Annotated in this window: 15 protein-coding genes; 9 read left to right on the top strand and 6 right to left on the bottom strand. The window is 70.3% G+C overall.

Features of this window, described 5'->3' with window-relative positions:
- The first annotated feature begins 7 nt into the window (after positions 1-7).
- Complete coding sequence (glgA, locus tag OIE74_RS03590) at positions 8-1,189, top strand: glycogen synthase (RefSeq protein WP_329392153.1); 1,182 nt, start codon at positions 8-10, stop codon at positions 1,187-1,189.
- 53 nt (positions 1,190-1,242) lie between these two features.
- Positions 1,243-2,460, top strand: a complete 1,218-nt coding sequence (gene glgC / locus OIE74_RS03585) for a glucose-1-phosphate adenylyltransferase (RefSeq protein ID WP_329378307.1) — start codon at positions 1,243-1,245, stop codon at positions 2,458-2,460.
- A gap of 125 nt (positions 2,461-2,585) precedes the next feature.
- Here the strand turns inward: glgC and OIE74_RS03580 are convergent, their stop codons facing one another.
- From OIE74_RS03580 to OIE74_RS03560, 5 genes are all read right to left on the bottom strand, one after another.
- Positions 2,586-3,635, bottom strand: coding sequence for an ABC transporter permease (locus tag OIE74_RS03580; RefSeq protein WP_329378305.1), 1,050 nt, complete (start codon positions 3,633-3,635; stop codon positions 2,586-2,588).
- The gene (locus tag OIE74_RS03575) at positions 3,632-4,594 is read right to left on the bottom strand and encodes an ABC transporter permease (protein WP_329378303.1); all 963 of its coding nucleotides are present in this window, start codon (positions 4,592-4,594) and stop codon (positions 3,632-3,634) included. Before OIE74_RS03575 ends, OIE74_RS03580 begins: the two co-directional genes overlap by 4 nt.
- Positions 4,587-6,212 (bottom strand): sugar ABC transporter ATP-binding protein, encoded by a 1,626-nt coding sequence (locus tag OIE74_RS03570; protein ID WP_329378301.1) that lies wholly within the window; start codon positions 6,210-6,212, stop codon positions 4,587-4,589. The genes OIE74_RS03575 and OIE74_RS03570 overlap by 8 nt, the downstream gene beginning before the upstream one ends.
- A gap of 1 nt (position 6,213) precedes the next feature.
- Positions 6,214-7,302, bottom strand: a complete 1,089-nt coding sequence (locus tag OIE74_RS03565) for an ABC transporter substrate-binding protein (RefSeq protein ID WP_329378299.1) — start codon at positions 7,300-7,302, stop codon at positions 6,214-6,216.
- Between the two features lie 229 nt (positions 7,303-7,531).
- Positions 7,532-8,566 carry a LacI family DNA-binding transcriptional regulator gene (locus OIE74_RS03560; RefSeq protein ID WP_329378297.1) on the bottom strand — a complete coding sequence of 345 codons (1,035 nt, stop codon included), beginning with the start codon at positions 8,564-8,566 and terminating at the stop codon, positions 7,532-7,534.
- Between the two features lie 181 nt (positions 8,567-8,747).
- Between OIE74_RS03560 and OIE74_RS03555 the strand changes: the two genes are divergently transcribed.
- The 3 genes from OIE74_RS03555 to OIE74_RS03545 all read left to right on the top strand — a co-directional run bounded on the left by OIE74_RS03555 (position 8,748) and on the right by OIE74_RS03545 (position 13,245).
- Complete coding sequence (locus tag OIE74_RS03555; protein ID WP_329378295.1) at positions 8,748-11,366, top strand: PA14 domain-containing protein; 2,619 nt, start codon at positions 8,748-8,750, stop codon at positions 11,364-11,366.
- Between the two features lie 215 nt (positions 11,367-11,581).
- Positions 11,582-12,502: an NADP-dependent oxidoreductase gene (locus OIE74_RS03550; RefSeq protein ID WP_329378293.1), complete on the top strand. Its 921-nt coding sequence runs from the start codon at positions 11,582-11,584 to the stop codon at positions 12,500-12,502.
- Positions 12,499-13,245: a GNAT family N-acetyltransferase gene (locus OIE74_RS03545; RefSeq protein ID WP_329378291.1), complete on the top strand. Its 747-nt coding sequence runs from the start codon at positions 12,499-12,501 to the stop codon at positions 13,243-13,245. The genes OIE74_RS03550 and OIE74_RS03545 overlap by 4 nt, the downstream gene beginning before the upstream one ends.
- 83 nt (positions 13,246-13,328) lie before the next feature.
- On the opposite strand, the gene OIE74_RS03540 is transcribed toward OIE74_RS03545, so the two are convergent.
- The gene (locus tag OIE74_RS03540) at positions 13,329-13,853 is read right to left on the bottom strand and encodes an SPW repeat protein (protein ID WP_329378289.1); all 525 of its coding nucleotides are present in this window, start codon (positions 13,851-13,853) and stop codon (positions 13,329-13,331) included.
- 242 nt (positions 13,854-14,095) lie between these two features.
- On the opposite strand from OIE74_RS03540, the gene OIE74_RS03535 reads away from it, so the two are divergent.
- The 4 genes from OIE74_RS03535 to OIE74_RS03520 all read left to right on the top strand — a co-directional run bounded on the left by OIE74_RS03535 (position 14,096) and on the right by OIE74_RS03520 (position 19,935).
- Positions 14,096-15,577, top strand: a complete 1,482-nt coding sequence (locus tag OIE74_RS03535) for an SDR family NAD(P)-dependent oxidoreductase (protein WP_329378288.1) — start codon at positions 14,096-14,098, stop codon at positions 15,575-15,577.
- A 335-nt stretch (positions 15,578-15,912) separates the two neighbouring features.
- Complete coding sequence (locus OIE74_RS03530) at positions 15,913-16,083, top strand: hypothetical protein (protein ID WP_329392584.1); 171 nt, start codon at positions 15,913-15,915, stop codon at positions 16,081-16,083.
- 428 nt (positions 16,084-16,511) lie between these two features.
- Positions 16,512-17,738: a DUF6777 domain-containing protein gene (locus OIE74_RS03525; protein WP_329378286.1), complete on the top strand. Its 1,227-nt coding sequence runs from the start codon at positions 16,512-16,514 to the stop codon at positions 17,736-17,738.
- Positions 17,739-17,826: 88 nt separating this feature from the next.
- Positions 17,827-19,935: a SpoIIE family protein phosphatase gene (locus tag OIE74_RS03520; protein ID WP_329378284.1), complete on the top strand. Its 2,109-nt coding sequence runs from the start codon at positions 17,827-17,829 to the stop codon at positions 19,933-19,935.
- The last annotated feature ends 27 nt before the right edge of the window (positions 19,936-19,962 follow it).

Below are 19,962 nucleotides of genomic sequence, written 5' to 3'. Positions count from 1 at the left end.
GTATGGCGTGAGGGTCGGGCTGCTGACCAGGGAGTACCCGCCGGATGTGTACGGAGGCGCGGGCGTCCACGTGGAGTTCCTGGCCCGCGAGCTGCGCGAACTGACCGAGCTGCGCGTGCACTGCTGGGGCGAGGACGGCACCGGCGCCGAGGAGCGGGCCCAGGGCGTCGTACGGCACCGGGCCGCAGCCGGACTCGAAGGCGCCAACGACGCGCTGCGCACGTTCTCCGTCGATCTCGCGATGGCCGCCGCCGTGGAAGGCAGCGACCTGGTGCACTCGCACACCTGGTACGCAGCGCTCGCCGGCCATGTCTCCAAGCTGCTCTACGGCATCCCTCATGTGATGACCGCCCACTCGCTGGAGCCGCTGCGGCCCTGGAAGGCCGAGCAGCTCGGCGGCGGTTACGAGCTGTCCGGCTGGGCCGAGCGCTCCGCCATAGAGGCTGCGGACGCCGTCGTCGCCGTCTCGCACGGTATGCGCACCGACATCCTCGACTGCTACCCCTCGCTCGCCCCGGACCGGGTGCGGGTGATCCACAACGGCATCGACACCCGCCTCTACCGCCCGGACCCCCGTACCGACGTGCTGGAGCGGATCGGTATCGACCTCGACCGCCCCTTCGTGCTGTTCGTCGGCCGCATCACCCGGCAGAAGGGCGTCCCGCACCTGCTCCGCGCGGCCCGCGCGCTGGACCCCGAGGCACAGTTGGTGCTCTGCGCGGGCGCGCCCGACACACCGGAGATCGGGGCGGAGTTCCGCGAGCTGGTGGACGAGCTGAGCGGCAGCCGCGACGGAGTGTTCTGGATCCCCGAGATGCTGCCGCGCCCCGAGGTGGTCCAACTGCTCGGCCACGCGGCCGTGTTCGTCTGCCCGTCGGTGTACGAGCCGCTGGGCATCGTGAATCTGGAGGCGATGGCCTGCGGTACGGCGGTCGTCGCCTCTGCGGTCGGCGGCATCCCGGAGGTCGTCGACGACGGGAGCACGGGCCTGCTGGTGCCGTACGACGAGCGGCACCCGGAGGACTTCGAGTCGGCCCTCACCGAGACGCTCAACCGGGTCCTGGACGACCCGGAGTCGGCGACGGCGATGGGCGCCGCGGGGCGGGACCGCGCGGTGCGCGAATTCGGCTGGGACCGGGTCGCCCGCCGTACGTACAAGGTGTACGAAGAGCTGCTCAAGGCGAAATAGCCCGGGTAGACGGATCCGGACGACCGGTGAGGTCGCGAACATAAGGAGCGGCGATGCGTGGTGGACCTTCGGTGCTCGGAATCGTGCTGGCGGGCGGGGAAGGCAAACGGCTGATGCCGCTGACCGCCGACCGCGCCAAACCGGCGGTGACCTTCGGCGGTACGTACCGCCTGGTCGACTTCGTCCTGTCCAATCTCGTCAACGGCGACATCCTGCGCAACTGCGTGCTGACGCAGTACAAGTCGCACTCGCTCGACCGCCATGTGAGCACCACCTGGCGGATGTCCAGTCTCCTCGGCAACTACGTCACGCCGGTGCCCGCCCAGCAGCGGCTCGGACCGCGCTGGTATCTCGGCAGCGCGGACGCGATCCTCCAGTCCCTCAATCTCGTCCACGACGAACAGCCTGACTACATCGCGGTGTTCGGCGCCGACCATGTCTACCGCATGGACCCGCGGCAGATGCTGCGCCGGCACATCGAGAGCGGGGCCGGCGTCACCGTCGCCGGCATCAGGGTGCCGCGCGCCGAGGCGTCGTCGTTCGGCATCATCACGCCAGGGCCGGACGGCACGCGTGTCGACCGGTTCCAGGAGAAGCCGTCCGACGTGCCGGGGCTGCCGGGCGACCCCGAGCATGTCTTCGCCTCGATGGGCAACTACCTGTTCACCACCAAGATCCTGGTCGACGCGCTGCACAGGGACGCCGAGGACGAGTCGTCGGTCCATGACATGGGCGGCTCGATCCTGCCGATGCTCACCGAGCAGGGCATGGCACAGGTCTACGACTTCGACGACAACCATGTGCCGGGCGAGACGGCACGCGAGCACGGCTACTGGCGCGACGTGGGCACGCTCGACTCGTACTACGACGCGCACATGGATCTGATCTCGCACCAGCCGGAGTTCAACCTCGACAACAGACGCTGGCCCATCTACACCCACGCCGGCCAGCTCCCGCCCGCGCGGTTCGTGGCGGGCGGCATCGCGAGCGAGTCGATCGTCGCCCCGGGCTGCGTCATACGCGGCCAGGTGACCCGCTCCGTGCTCTCTCCCGGCGTGGTGATCGAGGAGGGCGCCGTGGTGCAGGGCTCGGTCCTCCACGACAACGTACGGGTGGGGCGCGGCGCGGTCGTCCGCGGCTCGATCCTCGACAAAAACGTGGACGTCCCGCCCGGCGCCACGATCGGCGTCAATCCGGGGCGGGACGAGGAGCTCTACACCGTCTCGAAGAACGGGGTCATCGCACTCGGGAAGGGCCAGCGGGTCGTCTAGAGCATGTCTTCGGGACCGGACCGGACCGGATCAAACCGGACCGGTCGGGACCCGGTCCCGGACACGTCCTCGGGCGCCGGAGGGCCCTCACCCCCTCCGGCGCCCGGGAACGGAACGCGCGCCCGTCACATCATCCGGCGCCGCCTGCCCAGCCAGGTCTGGGCGATCACCACGACCGCCAGGAAGGCGCCGCTGACGACCTGTTGGTACGCCGAGTCGAGCGAGCCGATCTGGTTGATGACGTTCTGGATGACCTTCAGCAGCAGAACGCCCACGAGCGACCCGCTGATGAAGCCGAAGCCGCCCGTCAGCAGCGTGCCGCCGATGACGACGGCCGCGATCGCCTCCAGCTCCATGCCGGTGCCGAGGATCGTCACGCCCGAGACCAGCCACGCCGCGTTCAGCGCCCCGGCCAGTCCGGCGCACAGTCCGGAGAGCGTGTAGACGGCGATCTTCGTACGGGCCACGGGCGCGCCCATCAGGGCCGCCGCGTCCTCGTTGCCGCCGACCGCGTACACGTACTGGCCGAACCGGCTGCGCCGCAGCATCACGGCGCCCGCCACGAAGAGCGCCACCGTGATCCACACCGGCACCCCGACGCCCAGCAGCTTCTCCTGGCCGAGGCTCGCGAAGAAGGACTTCTCGTCCACCAGATAGGTGTTGGAGCCCTCGTCGGTGATGGCCAGCAGGATGCCGCGGGCGGCGAGCATCGCGGCGAGCGTGACGATGAACGGCGCGAGCCGCGCCTTCGCGATCAGCAGTCCGTTGACGAGGCCGATCAGACCGCAGACGGCCAGTGGCAGCAGCAGCGCGACGAGCGTGCCGTACTGCGAACCCCACGCGCCGAGCACACCGCCGAGCGCGAAGAGCGAGCCGACGGACAGGTCGATACCGCCGGTGATGATCACGAAGGTCATCCCGAGGGCGACGATCGCCAGGAACGCCGACGAGACCGCCATGTTCTCCAGGTTGTCGCCGGTCAGGAAGGTGTCGAAGCCGATCGACGCGCCGATGGCGACGAGCAGCAGGGTGACGAGCGCGCCGTGCTGCTGGGCGAGCGCGCTCAGATGGTCGGCCCGGCTCGCGCCGAGCGGTGCCTCGTCGGGGGTGTCCTTGCCGGGGGAGGGGCCGTCGCCCGTGGCGCGGGCCGGACGCTCCGTGTGGGTGTGGGTCATCGCTTTCCCCGTTCGCGTGCCGCGTAGACCGCGAGCACGATCACGACTGCCTGGGCGATCTGCGTCCAGGAGGGCGGCAGATCGTGCTTGATGAGCGTCGCCGTCAGCAGCTGGATCAGTACGGCGCCGGCCACCGTCCCGCCGATCCGGATCCGGCCGCCGCTGAGCGGAGTGCCGCCGACGACGACCGCGGTGATCGCCGACAGTTCCATCAGCGTGCCGAGCGACGTCGGGTCGCTGGCCTGGAGCCGCGCGGTGGCGAGCACGCCCGCGATCGCGGCGAGCACGCCGGCGATGACATAGACGAGGATCAGCACACGGCGCACCGGGAGCCCGGCGAGCTGTGCGGCGGGCCTGCTGTCGCCGATCGCGAGGAGCTGCCGGCCGAAGGTCGTGCGCTTCACGATGAATCCGACGAGGAGCGCCAGGGCGGCGGCGATCAGTACGAGATACGGAATCCCGAACACGTCGCCCGAGCCCAGCGACGACATGCCCGGGTCGCGTACGTCCTTGAGCTGGGGCAGCAGCACGAGGGCGATGCCGCGTCCCGCGACCATCAACGCCAGTGTGGCGACGATCGGCTGGACGCCGATGAACGCGATCAGCGACCCGTTCGCGAGGCCGATGACAGCGCCGCCGATCATCGCGACGATCAGCGCCACCCAGGGCCCGTAGCCGAGGTACAGCGACAGCAGCGACGTCGACAGGGCCATCACCGAGCCGACCGACAGGTCGACGCCCTCGCTGCCGATCGCGAGCGCCATGCCCAGCGCGACGATCAGCACCGGCGCTACCTGGACGGCCTGGGTCCGGAAGTTCTCCGTGGACAGGAAGTGCGGGGTGAGCGCGATGTTGACCAGCAGCAGGACGGCGACGCCCGCGTACACGCCGTAGTCCTGGAGCAGGCGCAGCAGCCGCGCGCGGTCGACGGGGGTTCCCTTCAGGGCGAGTTCAGTCATGGTCCGTCTCCCCTCCTGAGGAGGTCTTGTCGACCGGCGGGGCAGCGGACGGGGGCGGCGACTCCGCACCCACGATCGCCGCGGCGTCCGGCGCGACCGTCTTCAGCTCCGCGTCCGACTCCGGGGCCGCAGCGATCGCGTGCAGCAACCGGTCCTCCGTGACGTCGTCGCCGGTCAACTCCGCGACCACGGCGCCGTCCTTGAGGACCACCACCCGGTCCGACCCCTCGATCAGCTCCTCCATGTCGGAGGAGATCAGCAGCACCCCGAGCCCCTCGTCGGCGAGTTCGTCGATCAGGCCCTGCACCTCGGCCTTGGCTCCGACATCGATGCCACGGGTCGGCTCGTCGAGCAGCAGCACCTTCGGCTGCATCGCCAGCCAGCGGGCGAGCAGCACCTTCTGCTGATTGCCGCCGGACAGTTCGCCGACCTTCTGGTGCGGCCCGGACGCCTTGATCCGCAGCCGCTTCATGAAGGTGTCCACGATCTTGTCGACCTTGGCATCGTCCACCAGACCGAACCGGGAGAGCCCGGGGAGCGCGGCCAGCGCGATGTTCTCCCGCACCGACAGCCCGGGGACGATGCCCTCGGCCTTGCGGTCCTCGGGCAGCAGGCTGATGCCGGCCCGGATGGCGGCGGGCGTGGAGCCCGTACGCACGGGGGAGCCCGCCACCACCACCTTCCCCGAGTCCGGCGGCAGCGCGCCCGCGATGGCCTTGGCCGTCTCGCTGCGCCCCGAACCGAGCAGCCCGCCGAGGCCCACGACCTCACCGGGCCGTACCTCGACCGAGACCTGGTGCAGTGTATGACGTACCGTCAGATCCGTTGCGCCGAGCACCGGTTCACGACCCGCGTGGTGGTCGCCGGTGAACTTGGTGACCCCCTCGCCGCGCACCTCGGCCATCTCACGGCCGAGCATCAGCGACACCAGCCGCAGCCGGTCGAGGTCCGCGATCGGCCCGGTGTGCACGAGCTTGCCGTCGCGCAGCACCGTGACCTTGTCGCAGACCTCGTACAGTTCGTCCAGCCGGTGACTCACGTACACCACCGCGATGTCGCGCTCCTTGAGCATCCGGATCACACCGAACAGCGTGCGCACCTCGCGTGGTTCGAGCGACGACGTCGGCTCGTCCATGATGACCACCCGCGCGTCGACGGAGACCGCCCTGGCGAGCGCCACCATCTGCTGCGCCCCGACGCCCAGCGTCCGCAGCGGACGCTTGACGTCGACCCGCAGTCCCAGCGAGCGCAGCGCCTCGTCGGCCTCGCCGTGCATCCGGCGGAAGTCGATGAGCCCGAGCCTGTTCCGGGGCTCCCGCCCCAGGAACAGATTGCGCGCCACGCTCATCAGCGGGACGAGGTTGACCTCCTGGTAGATCGTGGAGATCCCGGCGTGCTGCGCCTCCAGCGGGGTCTGGAAGCGCACGGGGCGCCCGTCGTGGACGATCTCGCCCTCGTCGGGCTGGTACACACCGGTGAGCACCTTGATGAGGGTGGACTTCCCGGCGCCGTTCTCGCCGATGAGCGCGTGGACCTCGCCCGGCAGGGCGGCGAAGTCCACGCCGTCGAGCGCGCGTGCGCCCGGGAACGTCTTGGTCAGACCGGTGACCGACAGCACGTCAGAAAGCCTTGCCCAGATCGGCCTCGGCGTTCTCCGGGGTATAGGCGCCGTCCTGGATGACGATGTCCTGCGCGACCTTCTCACCCTTGGTGAAGGCATCGAGGGTCTGGAAGGCGAGCGGCCCGAAGCGCGGGTTGGACTCCACGACCCCGGAGATCCAGCCGTCGACGATGCCCTGGACGGCGTTACGGGTGCCGTCGACCGTCACGATCTTGACATCGCCGGCCTTCTTGCCCGCGCCCTTCAGGGCGTTGACGGCGCCCAGGCCCATCTCGTCGTTCTCGGCGTAGATCCCCTTGATGCCCGGGTTCGACTGGATGAGCTGCTCGGTGACCTGCTGGCCCTTCTCACGGGCGAACTCACCGGTCTGCTCGAACACCACCTTCAGATCAGGGGCCTTGGCCGCGACCTGGTCCTTGAAGCCCTTGGTGCGCTCGGTGGTGACGTTGTTGCCCGCGGCGCCGAGCAGGATCGCGACCTCGCCCTTGCCACCGGTCGCCTCGATCATCTGGTCGGCCGCGCGCTTGCCCTGCTCGATGAAGTCCGAGCCGATGAAGCTCACATAGTCCTTGCAGGCGGTGGCGTTGATCTTGCGGTCGATGGTGACGATCGGGATCTTCTTCGCCGCGGCGCTGCGCAGCACAGGGCCCCAGCCGTCGGAGTTGAGGGGCGCGATCACCAGCAGGTCGGCGCCCTTGGCTATCAGGTCCTGGACATCGCTGATCTGCTTGGAGAACTGCGTCTGGGCGTTGGCGGACAGGAGCTTGATCCCGCGCTCCTTCGCCTCGGCCTTGATGGACGCGGTCTCGGCGATCCGGAAGGGGTTGGCCTCCTTCTCGGACTGGGAGAAGCCGACCGTGGCGGTCTTGAGGTCGGTCTTCTCGCCGCCGAACTGCGCAATGTCACAGGTCTTGTCGTCAGCGCCGGGCGTGGCGACGACCTGGCCGCTGTCCTTCTCGCCGGCCGACGAGCTCTTGTCTGACGCGTCGTCCTCGGACTTGGCGCAGCCGCTGAGCGCGAGCGCGCCGACGAGACTCGCGGCGAGGACGGTAGTGGTGGTGGTACGGCGGACGGCGGAAAGCTTCATGGAGATCCCCATCTCGGCGCGGCCCCGGCGACCGGGAAGCTCGCGGGAGGTCGGCTCGTACAGAACTGGCGAACTGGACTGCCGGGCCGTCGGTCGGATCGACCGCCGGCCCGGTGGACTGCTGGAGCGGATGTGCGGGAGTCGTTCGAAACTGGTTTTTACATCGTTGTACGGAGGCTGTAAAGCCTTCGCGCGATAACGGCTGTGCGCGTGGGGGCCGGTGGTGCGCTCAGTGACCGTCCCGGCGTCGGCCGAGCGTGCTCTCCCGCTCCACCAGCCGGAAATCGGCGCGGAGTTCACGGGAGCCGTTGCCCACGGGGTCTCCGGTGCCCAGCAGCCGGTTGACGACGGAGCGCACGGCGAGCCGGGCGATGGTCTGTTTGTCCGGCGAGATCGTGGTGAGGGTCACAACCCCGTAGCGGCCCTCCGTGATGTCGTCGAAGCCGACGACCGCGACGTCCTCGGGGACCCGCAGCCCCCGCTCGGAGAGCACCCGCATCGCCCCGATGGCGATCAGGTCGTTGTACGCGAAGACCGCGTCGGGCGTCACGCCCGAGTCGAGCAACTGATTCATCGCGTCGGCGCCGTTGGCGTGGTCCCAGCCGCCGGTCGGGGCGATCAGGGAGTCCGGCGCCGGCAGCCCCGCCGCCTTCAGCTCGGCACGCCAGCCGCGCAGCCGCAGATGTGACGGCTCGTTGACCCGGTCGGTCCTGGCGCCCAGGAACGCGATCGTCGACCGGCCGAGATCGAGCAGATGCCGTACGGCCGTCCGGGCCGCGGCCACGTTGTCGATCGCGATGTGGTCGTACGGCAGGTCGTACTCCCGCTCCCCGAGCAGCACCAGCGGCGCGTCCTGGTCACGGCCGAGCAGATCCTCGGTCTCCAGCTCGATCGGGCTCAGGATCAGCCCGTCGATCACCCGCGCCCGGAAGCCCTGGCTGACCAGCACCTCCTGCTCACGGCGGCCCCCCGTGTGGTCGAGCAGCACCGTGTACTCGTGCTCCGCCGCCACGTCGATGACCGAGCCGGCCAGCTCGGCGAAGTACGGGTTGCCCAGCTCGGGCACGGCCAGCGCGATGATCCCCGTGCGTCCCTTGCGCAGATGGCGGGCCGTGAGATTCGGCCGGTAGCCGAGCTCGTCGATGGCCAGCTGGACCCGGGCCCGCATCGCCGGGGTGACATGTCGGTAATTGTTCACCACGTTCGAAACGGTCTTGATGGAAACGCCCGCGCGCTCCGCGACGTCCTTGAGGCTGACGGTCACCGTATTTCCCCTCCGAGGTCGGCCCGAAGGTCGCCCCTGCCCAATCTGTACAACGTTATATACGTTGCGGGACTGCGCTTTGTCATGGCCCTGGACAGCAAGTGGAACGGCATGTTGTCATGCGGACTGCCGTTCCTTCCAACGTTGTACAGAGTTGCGCAACGAGCCGCCAGGAGGATTTGTGCACATCCGAAGAAATCTGGCCCTTCTGCTCGCCGCGGTCCTGGGCGTCGCCGGACTCACGGCGATCCCGACCGCATCGGCCGCGGACGACCCGGTCGTGCCCCATGGACTCAAGGGCGAGTACTACTCCTCATCCGCACCCGGAGCCTTCGACTTCCACGAGCTGAAGGCCACCGGATTCGACCCGCAGATCGACTTCAACTCCCTCGAGTCCCGGCTCTCCACGGCCACGGGCAGCTCCGATCACGCCACCGTCCGCTGGACCGGGAAGATCGTCCCTGAACAGAGCGGTCCCCACACCTTCTCGATGATCGGCGACAACGGGTTCCGGCTCTGGGTCGACGGCGAGATCGTCATCGACCACTGGGTCGACGACTGGGACAAGGAGCAGACCGCCGACCCGGTCGACCTCACCGGAGGTCAGGAGTACGACATCAAGGTCGAGTTCTTCGAGAACGTCGGCGGCTCGAACCTCCATCTGCGCTGGACCGAACCCGGTGGCGTGAAAGAGCCGGTGCCCACCTCCGCCTTCCGTCTCCCCGACGGCTACGCGTACGACGGCGCCATCGCCACCACCGTCCTGGCCGACGGCCGCACCCTGCGGATGGAGTTCGCGCAGCCCCTCGCCCCCGTCCCGGCCGATATCGCCGGCCATCTCGACGCGGTCATCGGCGGCGCCGAGTGGCCGCTCGGCTCGGTGAAGAAGGACCCCGCCGACGCCCGGAGCCTGCTCGTCGGCCTCAAGGAACCCGTGGTCGGCAAGGGCGGCTCGGCCGACATCCGTTACGACGGCGAGGGCGGTCTCGCCTCGCAGGACGCCGACCCCGTCGGTGAGTTCTGGAGCAGCGGACCCAACAAGTCCGAGTACCAGCTCTCCACCCCGTGGGCCAAGGACGTCGGCCCCGACAACGCGCTGCCCGAGTACCCGCGTCCGCAGATGACGCGCGACGCCTGGCGCAACCTCAACGGACAGTGGCAGTTCGCCGCCGCCGAGCAGGGCGAGAGCCCGCCGGTGGGCAAGAAACTGGCCGAGAAGATCCTCGTCCCGTACCCCGTCGAGTCGCAGCTCTCCGGTCTCGAACGGCACGAGGACCGGATGTGGTACCGCCGTACCTTCACCGTGCCGCAGAGCTGGGACATCAGCGACGGCGCGAAGGGCGGCCACCGCGACGGCAAGCGCCTGAAGCTGAACTTCGACGCCGTCGACTGGCAGTCCACCGTCTACGTCAACGGCAAGAAGGTCACCGAACACAAGGGCGGCTACGACCGGTTCAGCGTGGACGTCACCGACGCCCTCAAGCCCGGCCGTACGCAGGAACTGATCGTCGGCGTGTACGACCCGACCGACGCGGCGGGCGGCGAGAACCCGCCCATGGGCAAGCAGCGCCTCGACCCGAGCGGCATCTTCTACACCTCCTCGTCGGGCATCTGGCAGACCGTCTGGATGGAGCCGGTCGCCGCCGACCACGCCGACTCGCTCAAGCTCACACCGGACGTCGCCGCGGAGAAGCTGGCGGTCGAGGTGCGCGGCGTACGGGACGGGGTGCCGGTCACGGCGACCGCGTACGACGGCAAGCGCAAGGTGGCCACGGTCAGGGGCCGTACGGGAGCGCCGCTCAGTGTGCCGGTGCGCGACCCGCACCTGTGGTCGCCGGAGGATCCGCACCTGTACAAGCTGGACGTACGGATCGGTGACGAGAGGTCGGGCGACCGGCTGGGCAGCTACTTCGGTATGCGCTCCATCGCGGTCGAGACGGTCGACGGCGCGCAGCGCACCGTACTCAACGGCAAGCCGGTCTTCCTGATGGCCACTCTCGACCAGGGCTTCTGGCCGGACGGGCTGCACACCGCGCCGACTGACGAGGCGCTCGCGTTCGACCTCAAGAAGCACAAGGAACTCGGCTACAACTCCGTGCGCAAGCACATCAAGGTGGAGCCGGACCGGTGGTTCTACTGGGCGGACAAGCTGGGGCTGCTCGTCTGGCAGGACATGCCGTCGATGCCGAAGTCCCCGGCCGCCCCGGCGGCGGCCCAGTTCGAGCACGAGATGAAGGAGATGATCGACCAGCACGCGAGCAGCCCCTCGGTGATCATGTGGGTCCCCTTCAACGAAGGCTGGGGCCAGTACGACCAGGCGCGGATCGCCGACCAGGCCAAGGGCTGGGACCCGACCCGGCTCGTCAACAACATGAGCGGCATCAACTGCTGCGGCGCCGTCGACGGCAAGAACGGCGACATCGCCGACGCGCACGGCTATCCGACGCCTCTGCTGCCCGCGCCGGACGGGAAACGGGCGCTGGTGAGCGGCGAGTACGGCGGCCTCGGGCTCGCCGTACCGGGCCACGCCTGGCCGGTCCAGCACACGTATGTGGGCGTCGACCAGGAGAAGTACACGGACGAGTACCTGGGGCAGCTCGGCAACGTACGTAACCTCGCCTGCCGGGGGAGCAACGGAGCCGTCTACACCCAGATCACCGATGTGGAGGGTGAACTCAACGGGCTGCTCACCTACGACCGCAAGGTCATGAAGCCCGACGTCAAGCGGCTCAAGGCGGCACACGAGACCTTGATCCGTGAAGCATCCGACCCGGCGTCGATGGAGTGCGCGAACTCCTGAGCCGGATCGCAGGGCGCCGTACGGGTTGCGACCCGTACGGCGCCCTCGCGCGTTCCGGTGAACCGGGCGGCACGCACAGCGCGGCGGGCGAGGAATAAGCGGGTCGGAGCTCGGACTTGAAACTGCTGTCGTCCCGGGTCCACCGTCCCAGGGCCACCACGGAGGACGATCACCGAGGACGACCACCGACGTCAGCAGTCAGAGCGAGGGATCACATGCCCAAGGCGTACGTCTACACCCGGTTCGGCGGCCCCGAGGGCGAAGCCTTCGCCGACCTGCCGAAGCCCGTCCCCGGCCACGGCGAACTCCTCGTCGCCGTCCGGGCGGCCGGCGTCAACCCCGTCGACTGGAAGCTGCGCACCGGCTACAACCGGCCGGGCTCGACGCCCAAGCCGCTGCCCACCGTCTTCGGCAGCGAGGCGTCCGGAGTGGTCGAGCGGGTCGGCGAGGGCGTGCGGGGATTCGCCGTCGGCGACGCCGTCTTCGGCTCCACCCTCACCGGCGGATACGCCGAGTACACCCTGCTGCCCGCCGCGATCACCGCGCACAAGCCGGCCATCGTGTCGTTCACGGACGCGGCGGCCCTGCCGGTCGCGGCGGCGACCGCGTACGACGGCATCCAGCAGCTGGACCTGCCGGCCGGCGCGACCCTGCTGATCATCGGCGCCGGAGGCGGTGTGGGCGTGGCCGCGACCCAGATCGCGACCGGCGCGGGCCTCCGGGTGGTCGGCTCGGCGAGCGCGGGCAAGAAGGACTTCGTGGAATCGCTCGGCGCGGTCCATGTCCTGCCGGGTCCCGGACTTCAGGAGCGGGTACGGGCCGCCGCGCCCGACGGCGTCGACGCGGTCTTCGACATGGTCGGCGGCGCGGACCTGGAGGCCGCGGCCGGGCTCGTCGCCGACCGTACGAAACTGATCAGCGCCGGCGACAAGCCGCGGGTGGTGACCCTGGGCGGCGCCGCGGTCGTACGGCTCCGCACGGCCGCCGTCCTCGAAGAGGTGGCCGCGCTGGTGGTGGCGGGCACGCTGCGCCCGTATGTGACACGGACCTTCCCGCTGGCCGAGGCGGGGGAGGCGCTGCGCGCCGTCGAGGACGGGCACGCGCTGGGCAAGATCGTGATCGAGGTCGGCGCGTGAGCGAGTCCGTACCGGTTCCCGTGCCCGGCCGCGCGTCGTACCATCCGCTCGACAATCCCGTACTCGCCGGGCTGACAGGCCCCCACGCCCACTTCGCCGAGCGGCGTGGCCGGGTGCTCGCCTACCACGCGGAGGTGTCGCCGTGGCTCGCCCTGCCCGACGACCCGGACGCGGGGGACTGGGCGGACGCCGTCCATCTCGTCGGAGATGACGGCACGGCCGTGCTCGCCGGCACCGAAGTGGAGCTCCCGGCCGGCTGGGAGGTCACCTTCCAGGTGGACGGTGTGCAGCTCGTCGACGAGTCGGTGGACGCGGTCCCCGACGACGAGGCCGTGGTGCTCGGCGCCGCCGACGTACCGGAGATGCTGGACCTGGTGGAGCGCACCAGGCCGGGGCCCTTCCGGCCGCGCACCATCGAGCTGGGCACCTACCTCGGCATCCGCCGCGAGGGGGAGCTGGTGGCGATGGCGGGGGAGCGGATGCGCCCGCCGGGCTGGCGGGAGATCAGCGCGGTCTGTACGGCGCCGGAGTATCGCGGCCAGGGGCTGGGCGCCCGGCTCGTCCTGGCGGTGGCCGCCGGGATCAAGGCGCGCGGCGAGACCCCGTTCCTCCAGGCCGCGGGGGACAACGAGGGCGCGATCCGGCTCTACGAGGCACTGGGCTTCCGCCTGCGCCGCCGGATGCCGTTCGTCGGGATCCGCGTCCCCGAGCCCTCGCGCGTCCCGGCGGGGGCCGGCGGCTGAGGGAACGCCTACGCAGACGTCGGTGAGGCGGGCGGACGGCTCTGAACGGCCGTCTGCCCGCCCCACCGGGTGGAGTGACCTGCTTATGTCTGAACCGGCTTATTCATCCGGCTCGTCCGTTCCACCCGAGTACGCTTGCGAGCCGCCATCAGCGCCGCGCCCGCGCAGATCAGGCCAAGCACGGCGGTCAGCGCACCTGGGATGACGTTGCTGAGGAACACACCGCGGTCCGGGCTGGAGCCGACGACCCATGGTGCCGCGACCATCCAGGCGCCCAAGAAGACGAGAGCCCAGCTGAAGCCGTACGTCCGGGTCGGTGTGGCGGAGAAAACGAGTGCCAGGCCGGCGATGGCGATACCCATGATCACGTTGTGGATCACGAGACCCGGCTGGCTGGTCGTGAAGTGAAGGATGAACGGTGAGAGGGCGATGAACAGACCGGCGAGAAATATCGGCCCGTCCAGCAGCGCCACATCACGCCCACCGAGCACACGGGCGTACCTGGCCCGCATTTCTGGTACGTCAGGGTGAGCACCTATGTCTCCCCTGGTGTCTGAAGCACCTGGGTGAGCACTGCTGGCTCCCCTGGTGTGCGAAACATCGGCCATGAGTCTCGACTCCTTCGGTCTGAGAGGTGCGACCGTGCTGCACCGGATCGAGCGGTACAAGACCATTCTGCCCCTTATTCACCATTATGTGTAGTTGGGGGCGAACTGAAGGCCCTGTACCTCATGGCAAACTGTTCGAGGCCGCTCGGCCGGACGGCCGTATCCGTGCAGGGCTCGACGGCCCCGGACGGGCGAGTGCCCCGTACGGGTGAGTGACGAGTGATGAGGGAACGGCACCGGCGATGACCTTGACAGATGACGGGACCACGCTCGGCGAGAGCGGGCCGGACGCCATGTACGGCCCCGGAATCGACCCCGAGCGCATGGCCGTCTGCCTGGCCGTGCTCGACGAGTTGGACGATCTCGACGTCGACCACCCCGACGCCGTGGCTGTCCGCCGTGCCACCGCCGGGATCTACCGGACCGTCAAACAGCGCCGCCGCCAGGATCGCCGGGCGGCGAAGACCGCCAACGACAAGGCGGTCACCGAGGCGACGGCCACCGGATCCGCCGAGCGCATCGACGACGAGACACAGGGCCTGCTGCCGTCGTCCTCAACCGCCGGTGAGATCGCCGGAATCCTCCAGCGCCCGCGCTCCTGCTACATCTGCAAGACCCGCTACGTCGAGGTCGACGCCTTCTACCACCAGCTCTGCCAGGTGTGCGCCGCCGAGAACCGGGCCCGCCGGGACGCCCGTACTGATCTCACCGGCAAGCGTGCCCTGCTCACCGGAGGCCGCGCCAAGATCGGCATGTACATCGCGCTGCGGCTGCTGCGCGACGGCGCGCACACCACCATCACCACCCGCTTCCCGAACGACGCGATCCGCCGCTTCAAGGCGATGGAGGACAGCGCCGACTGGATCCACCGCCTCAACATCGTCGGGATAGATCTGCGGGACCCCGCCCAGGTCGTCGCGCTCGCCGACTCCGTCGCCGCCGAGGGCCCGCTCGACATCCTCATCAACAACGCCGCCCAGACCGTACGCCGCTCCCCGGGCGCCTACAGCGAACTGCTGGCCGCCGAATCCGCGCCGCTGCCCGTGGGGGAGCTTCCCTCCTCGCACGTCATCGGCGCTTTCGGCAGCGGCGCCCAGGCCGTCCTGCCCGCCGCCGGCGGTGAGGCGCTGAGCGCGTCGGACGTCACCGGTCTGGCCCTGGTCGGCGGCTCGGCCACGCTCGCCCGGATCGAGGCCGGCACCGCGATCGACGCGGGCGGGCTCGTGCCCGATCTGCACGACACCAACAGCTGGATCCAGACGGTCTCCGACGTCGACCCCGTGGAGCTCCTCGAAGTCCAACTGTGCAACTCCACCGCGCCGTTCATCCTGATCAGCCGACTGCGCCCGGCGATGGCGGCAGCGGCGGCAGGGCGTACGTACGTCGTGAACGTCTCCGCCATGGAGGGCGTCTTCAGCCGGGGCTACAAGGGCGCGGGACACCCGCACACGAACATGGCGAAGGCCGCGCTGAACATGCTGACCCGGACCAGCGCGCAGGAGATGTTCCAGTCCGACGGCATCCTGATGACCGCCGTCGACACCGGCTGGATCACCGACGAGCGCCCGCACCCGGACAAGATGCGGCTCGCCGACGAGGGCTTCCACGCCCCGCTCGACCTGATCGACGGCGCCGCCCGGGTCTACGACCCGATCGTGCGCGGCCAGGGCGGCGAGGACTTGTACGGCTGTTTCCTCAAGGACTACGCGCCGGCCAACTGGTAGGCCCCGACTGCGGATAGAGGGCGGGCGTGCCATCCTGACACTGTCCGGAAGTGACTCACCTCACCGGCCCCATCGAGCGAGCACGCGCTCATTTGGTTAATGTAAGGCGCACGGACGCCACCCCGGGACCCACGAAGGTTCCCCGGCCGTCCCGGGTCAGGCCTGCAACCAGGCCACCGCCCCGCCCGAAAACCGGCGCCACCGCGACCGAACTGCCCTAGGGCCTTTCTTCAGGTTGAGGACAGGCCCTGGCCCCCGCCCCCGTCGGGCGGCCGGCGCCCGGTACGAGTCCGGAGCCGGCGCGCCCGGGGTTACGCGACACAGAGGAGTGCGCGGTGACACCTGACATGGCTCAGCCCGAGAACAGCCCGTCCGACCGAGGCGGTGAACCGAGCGGACCCGAGAAGCTCCGGAACATCGAGGTGTGGGCCAGGTCCGCGCCGATCAGGCTGGCGGGCTACGAGGACGACCTCGCGGAGCCGCACATCCTTCAGGGAATCGACTAGGTCCTGTCCGGGTAGGTCCTGTCCGGGTCGGCGAAGATCGCCTGGACAGGACCTAGGGTCTGTCGTTCGGATCTTGCCGGGCTCGCGGTCCCTGGCACGCACGCCCGCCGCGTTGTCGTCGGTCGCCAACGCTCCGCGTTGTCTCCCTCCTCCGCCTTGCGATCGCACGCACCAGACCCCGCTCCCTGATCCGGCCTGATCCAAACGACAGGCCCTGGCTCTTTCACCTTGAAGCAGCGGGATTTCTCCTGAAAGCGCCGGACGGGCCGCGACCGCGGCCCGTCCGGCGCTCGCGCGTGGCGGGGTCACCCGTACGGCCGGGGTCCCCCGTCCGCCGCCCCCGCTTGCGGGGCGGTCCGGTGTCCGGCAGATATGGAGTCACATCCGGAGGAGTCACATCCGGACGGGACGAACAGCTGGGAGACCCTGTGCGACGCCTACCCCTTCGCCCGCGGCACGCCGCCTTCGCCGCGCTGTCCGCCGGAATCCTGATCACCGCGGGCTGCGCCGAGGACAGCGTCGGCAAGGACGGGCGGGCGGCGAAAGCGGCCCAGGCCGCGGCAGCCACCAAGGTCACCCTCCTGCCGCTCGGCACCTCCGGCCCCGATCCCTTCACCGAGTCGACCGCGGCGCCGATGCCGGACGCGGACCCCTCCCCGTCGCCGACGGCCGGGCCCGGCGAATCCGGCGCACCGGGCCGCCCCACCTCCGGCTCCCAGGCGTCGCGCTCCATCTCCGGCGCCATCGCCGGGCTCTACGGGGGTACGAAGTCGGTCCCCAGCTGTGACGTCGACGCGCAGGCCCGCCACCTGACCGGGGACAGGGCCAAGGTCGCCGCCTTCGCCCGCGGAGCCGGCGTCGCGCCCACGTCCGTCCCGGCGTTCCTGCGCGGGCTCACCCCCGTCGTGCTGCGCGCCGACGTACGCGTCACCAGCCACGGCTACCGGCACGGAGCCGCCACCCCCCACCAGGCCGTACTCCAGAGCGGCACCGCGGTCCTCGTCGACGACCGAGGGCAGCCCAGGGTCCGCTGCGCCGGCGGAAACCCGCTGCGCCCGGCCGTCGGTCCGCGCGCCGACGCGGGCCACGAGGGCAAGGCGTGGAGCGGCTACCGGCCCGACCGCGTCGTCGTGGTCAGCGCCGGTACCCGGGTCCTGGCCTCCCTGGTCATCGTCAACAGCGTCGACAACACCTGGCTGGAGCGGAAGACCGGTACCGACGGCGACCAGGACAAGAAGCCCGCGGTACCGCCGCCGTACCCCCCGGACACCGACATCATCGACCCGTCGCTGGAGCCGCCCGCGCCGGACGACGGCGGCTCCGACAGCCCGGACCCGGGACGCTCCGAACCGGCGGTCCCGGAGCCCGACGCCTCCGAGAGCGACCAGGCACCCTCGCCCGACTGCGTCACACCGGACGCCCCGGCGCCCGACGAGTCGATGTCGGAGAGCCTGGCGGACTCGCCCGGCTGCTCCACCGCGCCGGACGAGCCCGACAGCGGCGTGGACCCGGACTACCCGGCGATGCCGATGTCCCCGGAGCGGTCCGGCCCCGACGCACCGCTCTACGGCGACGCGGGCGCGCCGGCGGACGAAGACCTCACCCCGGCGGCGGCTGAGGACGACGCGGCAGGGACCGTCACCCTCCAGGGCTGAACGGCCGCGCCCACGCGGGTCCCTCTCCCGTACGCGCCTGGGCAGCTGACCGGTCGATATATCCGACAAATGATGACAGAGTGACTCCATGGTCGATCGGGAAACGGGGCCCCCGTCGCTCCCCGACGACTGGCCCGCGAAGCCGGAACTGAGCCTGTCCCTCAACGGCATGGGCTGCTTCGACTGGGATCTCGACAGCGGACATTTCCATCTGGACCGGGTGGCGCTGGAGATCCTCGATCTGCGCGCCGATGAATACGACGGCACGCGCGACAAGCTCCTGGAGCGCCTGCCACCGGGGGAGCGCAGCCGGCTCGACGCCGTCGTCGGGGAGGCGCTCAGCAGCGGCAGCGGTGGTTACGGAGCCTACTTCCGGGTCCGGCGCCGTAACGGCACCCTGCGCTGGACCCACGGGCAGGGCTCGGTCCACCGCGACCGGGCCGGCCGCCCCAGCCGCCTCATCGGCATCATCCGCGACGCGACGCAGGAACTCGCCGACTCGATGGCACGGCTCGAACTCGACGAGGAACGCCGGCGGCGGACCAGTGTCGTCGAGGGCGCCACGGCCGCGCTCGCCCACGCCAGAACGGTCCAGGACGTCATCGACGTGCTGAAGCAGTCCGACGGCCTCGAACACCTCGGCGCCTCCAGCGTGGTGATGGGACTCCTCGACTCGGGCCGTATCCATCTGGTCGCCGAGGGGCCGACGGGCTCCTTCGTGCCGGGGACGCGCGTCACACGGGTGGACGAGGAATACCCGATGAGCGAGGTGATCCGCACGCTCTCGCCGCGGTTCATCGAGACCACGGAGGACTTCGCCGTCTCCTACCCGGGCCTCTGGCCGCACATCAGCCATCTCGGCATCACCTCGGCGGCCTATCTGCCACTGATCGCGCAGGGCCGCCCCATCGGGGCCATCGGGCTGCTCTACGGCGACAAGATCGGCTTCACGACGGAGGACCGCAACCTGCTGGTCGCCCTCGTCAGCGGCATCGCGCAGAGCCTCCAGCGCGCCGTCCTCTTCGAGCAGGAGCACGATCTCGCCGAAGGGCTCCAGCAGGCGATGCTGCCGCGCCGGATCCCGGCCGTGGAGGGCGCGGACATCGCGGTCCGCTACCGCTCGGCCCGGCTCGGCAGGGACATCGGCGGTGACTGGTACGACGTCATCCCGCTGCCGGGCGGCCGGGTCGGCGCCGTCATCGGAGACGTACAGGGCCATGACACCGACGCCGCGGCCGTGATGGGACAGCTGCGGATCGTGCTGCGGGCGTACGCGGCCGAGGGCCACACCCCGGCGACCGTAATGGCGCGGGCCTCGGTGTTCCTGCACGAACTCGACACCGACCGCTTCGCGACCTGCATCTACGCGGAGGTTGACCTGACCACGGGCGTCATCCGGATGGTGCGGGCCGGCCATATCGACCCCATGGTCCGGGACACCGACGGCAGTTGCCGCCGGCTGCCCGCGGAGGGCGGGCTGCCGCTGGGACTCTCGGCGGAGTTCGGCCGACTCGACTACCCCGTGAACACCGTCGAGTTGGACCCCGGCCAGATGCTGGTCCTCTATACCGACGGGCTGGTGGAGATGCCCGGCGCCGATCTCGACGAAGGCATGCAGAGGCTGTCGGCCCTGATCGAGGACGGCCCGCGCGACCCCCAGGAACTGGCCGACCGGCTCTGCGAGGTGGTGGACGAGCGGGGCGGCGAGGACGACGTCGCGGTCCTGCTGATGCACCGTCGGGGCGCGTACGCCGGCAGGACCGGCGGCAGGCTCCAGCAGCACGTCGGGCAGAACGAGCCCGAGGCGCTGTCGTCGGCCCGTCACATGGTCCGCGCGGCCGTACGGGCCTGGGGCGCGCAGGGCCGCTCCGACGACATCGAGCTGGTGGCGGACGAGCTGATGACCAACGCGCTGACGCACACCGACGGCGACGCGACCGTGATCGTCCGGGTGCTGTCGAGGATGGAGCGGCGGCTGCGGCTTGAGGTCGAGGACAGGTCGAGCGCGCTGCCGCGGATCAGGGACGCGGGGGAGACGGGGGTCTCGGGGCGCGGTCTGGTCCTGGTGGACGTCCTGGCCGACGAGTGGGGTGTGGAGTCCCGCGGCAGCGGCAAGTGCGTCTGGGCCGAGTTTGTCATCTCGTCCCGGGCGGGGCCGGACGACTCCACCGGCTCCCTTGCGGGGCTGGGCGGCTGAGAAGGCCGCGCCGGGCACCGGGCATTA

The sequence above is a fragment of the Streptomyces sp. NBC_01716 genome, from assembly GCF_036248275.1.
Classification (GTDB): Bacteria; Actinomycetota; Actinomycetes; order Streptomycetales; family Streptomycetaceae; genus Streptomyces.
The sequence above is the reverse complement of the archived record's forward strand: the minus strand, read 5'-3'. Positions and strand labels throughout refer to the sequence as shown.

Coding starts and splice junctions, on each gene's coding strand:
- OIE74_RS03565 (WP_329378299.1), bottom strand. CDS start 7,302: ATGAAGCTTTCCGCCGTCCGCCGTACCACCACCACTACCGTCCTCGCC.
- OIE74_RS03540 (WP_329378289.1), bottom strand. CDS start 13,853: ATGGCCGATGTTTCGCACACCAGGGGAGCCAGCAGTGCTCACCCAGGT.
- OIE74_RS03575 (WP_329378303.1), bottom strand. CDS start 4,594: ATGACTGAACTCGCCCTGAAGGGAACCCCCGTCGACCGCGCGCGGCTG.
- OIE74_RS03580 (WP_329378305.1), bottom strand. CDS start 3,635: ATGACCCACACCCACACGGAGCGTCCGGCCCGCGCCACGGGCGACGGC.
- OIE74_RS03535 (WP_329378288.1), top strand. CDS start 14,096: ATGACCTTGACAGATGACGGGACCACGCTCGGCGAGAGCGGGCCGGAC.
- OIE74_RS03550 (WP_329378293.1), top strand. CDS start 11,582: ATGCCCAAGGCGTACGTCTACACCCGGTTCGGCGGCCCCGAGGGCGAA.
- OIE74_RS03520 (WP_329378284.1), top strand. CDS start 17,827: ATGGTCGATCGGGAAACGGGGCCCCCGTCGCTCCCCGACGACTGGCCC.
- glgC (WP_329378307.1), top strand. CDS start 1,243: ATGCGTGGTGGACCTTCGGTGCTCGGAATCGTGCTGGCGGGCGGGGAA.